2 protein-coding genes are annotated in these 3,149 nt (G+C 46.3%); both read right to left on the bottom strand.

All coding sequences use genetic code 11. From position 1 onward, the window contains the following. Nucleotides 1-117 precede the first annotated feature (117 nt). Nucleotides 118-1,641, bottom strand: a complete 1,524-nt coding sequence (locus VN105_RS24240; RefSeq protein ID WP_325645089.1) for a family 43 glycosylhydrolase — start codon at nt 1,639-1,641, stop codon at nt 118-120. Nucleotides 1,642-1,822: 181 nt separating this feature from the next. Then, nucleotides 1,823-3,149, bottom strand: a 1,327-nt coding sequence (locus VN105_RS24235) for an amidohydrolase (RefSeq protein WP_325645087.1), incomplete at its 5' end; no start/stop codon positions are given.

The raw sequence follows: 3,149 nt of genomic DNA, 5'->3' as shown, positions 1-3,149 counted from the left end.
ATGTAAGTGGAAATTTTGTATGACATAGTATAAGCTGTAGAAGCCGATGGAGTTCCATCGGCTTCTCTGTTTTAGTTTTTTATGCTTTTAATTTTTTAGCAATAGTAGTGAGAAAACCTAATTATCCAGCACAAATGTCCCCGCTTCCGCCAAACCTGGCTGCGGCTGGCTATCAAGCCCCGATTTGGGTACCAGCTTAAAATACCTGAATTGCTTTCTTACCGGCAGATTAAAATATTGTTTGTTTGGATAGAGATCAAGCAGTTCAGTGGTCCCAAGATCTTCCCAGTTGAGGTTATCATTACCGGCAAGCACCTGCAACTCTTTTATTTTCCGGTCGCCGGTTTTCTGGATGAATACAAAACCATCTACACAAAGCGTATCCCCCATATCTACTGCAATCCAATGATCAGGATAGTTGGTAGCTGGTGCAGAATAGCGTGCTATCCATGGGGTGGTTGGATCATCGTCTATGAGCCGTATCGCTAACCGGCTGTTGTTAAGTTCTTCCGAGCTGAATCCGGCAATTGACCAGTTATCTTTTTTGTACAGCTTCCGTAACGGTTCACCGGAGGGCTTTGGCACAGGGGAACCGATTTTAACCGGCGCTCCGAAATCAGGTACACCACTTGCGTTCCATGTAAATTTCTGGATGCGTGCATTCCTGGCTCCTCCACCGGCAGCACTGCGTGCATGGTAGATGATCCAGTCTTCCGTACCGTCGGGCGATTTGAAGAAGCCATTATGCCCCGGACCAAAAGCTCCGCTGTCTGCGCTCATTGAAAAAACAGGATTGGCAGTTTTTACCCAGTCGGCGGGATTCAGGGGATCGCCGTTTGCATTAAGACTTAATAATCCCAGGCAATAAGTATCCACCCAATAGCCGCTGCCAGAGTATACTACCCGCAGGCCTCCGTTAGGGTTAATGATCGCCTGGGGGCCTTCGTTAATGGCGTTCCCGTTCATTTCCCAGGAATAGGTAGGGCTGGAGATAGCCACTTTCGGACCGCTGATGGTCCAGGGATTACTCATTGGAGCAATGTAGATACGCTGTGGCGCAGCCCCTGCATTACCGCCGGACCATAGCATATACAGTTGTCCGTTATACTTAAAAACTGTTCCGTCTATCGCCCACTGATCTGTGGAATCAGCCACTTTTCCTTTCAGTACCCATGTGCCCTGTGTGGGGTCGGCAGCGCTGTTCTCCACCACATACATACGGTGGTTGGCGTTAGTACCGTTATCGGCGGCAAAATAGATGTACCATTTGTTGTCGATTTCATGAAGTTCCGGCGCCCAGATATTTTTTGAATAAGGCATTCCCTGTGGCGGGATCCATGCATCATGAGAAACCGCCAATGCCAGTTCGGTCATGGCTTTTGTTTTGTAAAGTACCAGTTTACTTCCCTGTGTGTATGTAAAATAATACTCCCCGTTCTTTTGGGCTACCCAGGGATCAGCGCCACGTGGTATCAGCGGGTTTGTGAAGGTGTTTTCAATAGTAACATCTGCATCATTCGCCCCATAAAGTAAGGCTGTATTAGCGTCAACAGCAGTCAGTTTATCGGGGCTCATTTTTTTACAGGCAAAACAAAGTGTAAGGAACAACCAGGTAAACAAATAGATAGGATTCTTTTTCATGGATTAAGCGGATTAACTGTTAACGTGGGAAAACTATAGTATCATTTCTAATATAGCAAATAATTGTCAGAGCGCCTATTATTTCTGACCTTCTTTGCTAAACATAATACGGGCATCTTCCAAAAAGAAATGCGGGAAAATAATTCCCCGCATTCTTGTTCACAGCTTTAATATAGGATACTTAATACACGATTTGTCCTTTGTTAATCAGGGATCGCACCGGCGATATTCTTGCTACTGCTTCCGCTGAACAGCTGGCGTCTACCAGTACCACGTTTGCTGCATCTCCGGCTTTAGGCCATTGCTGTACACCTTTATCATCAAGCGGGAGTACATTCCCCGTAGCCAGCTTCAGGCTTCTTGACAGCAGGAACTCAGTAGAATAACCATATAGCTGCGCCATGGTATGGGCTTTTTCCAATACGCTTCCTGATCCGAAAGAGCTCCAATGATCGATGATACTGTCGTTTCCGGTCATTACATTTACATTGTATTTGAAGAGTGCAGGTATAGGCATAATAAGCCCCCCGAATGGAATGGTGGAAACAATACCTATGCCTGCGGCGCCCAATTGCTCCGCCACCTGCTCCTGCTTCACCTTATCGATCTTTCCCAGCACAAAGCAATGACTTATGAATGTTTTATGTTGAAGCGCTGGGTTTTCATTTACCTTTTTAATCAGGTATTCCACTGTTTTCAGGCCGGACTCCCCTGATTCATGCAGGTGGATATCAATTCCTTTTTTATTATCCAGCGCCAGTTGCACGGTGAAATCTATTGTTTTTTCAATGGCGCCGTCGATGGTATAAGGGTCAAGTCCGCCGATAAAATCGATGTCCATTTTTGCAGCTTCCTTCAGCCAGGGAACTGAATCGGTATAGAATACGCCGTGCTGGGGAAATGCTACCAGTTCTGCGCCAAAAGTGTTCTTTTTGTTTTCCAGCGCTTTTAAAAGATTACTGAGCGATTGCAGTTTTGATGTGGGCTCAATATTAACATGGCTCCTGGCGAAGTTAGTGCCTTTGGACTGCAGCAACTCTACCAGCTTCTCTGCACGGTAGGCAGCTGTTTTCATCATTTCCGGCAATATTTTCTGTTCCAGGGCAATCATACCTTTAACACCGCCCTGCCCTCTCCTGGTTGCCTGCCATGGGCCGCCGTAGAAGGTTTTATCAAGATGGATATGCATATCCCTGAAGGCAGGCAACATCAGCCAGCCTTTTGCATCAATAGCATTGGCAGCGTTCGGTTTATTGGTGGAAATGCTTTTTATTTTTCCGTCTTTGATCTCTACGCAAGACAATTCAGTTTTTGTGTGCACCACTTCTCCTTCTTCATAAACAAACCCTGTTTCAAGCCGCACGTTCTTTAACACGTAGCTCTTTCCGCCACTGCTGTTTGCATCACCGGCAAACGCCCCTGCAGAAGCAAGCAGGCCGGAAGCAAAGGCCATTCCTGTAAGTCCTGATCCGGACATTCTTATAAATTCCTTGCGGGATATTTCCGTT

It is taken from the genome of Chitinophaga sp. (genome assembly GCF_035564935.1).
Taxonomy (GTDB): Bacteria; Bacteroidota; Bacteroidia; order Chitinophagales; family Chitinophagaceae; genus Chitinophaga.
This window is presented reverse-complemented; position numbering and strand designations above follow the sequence as displayed.

Excerpts from the sequence above, each read along its gene's own strand:
- VN105_RS24240 (WP_325645089.1), bottom strand. The coding sequence starts at position 1,641 with ATGAAAAAGAATCCTATCTATTTGTTTACCTGGTTGTTCCTTACACTT.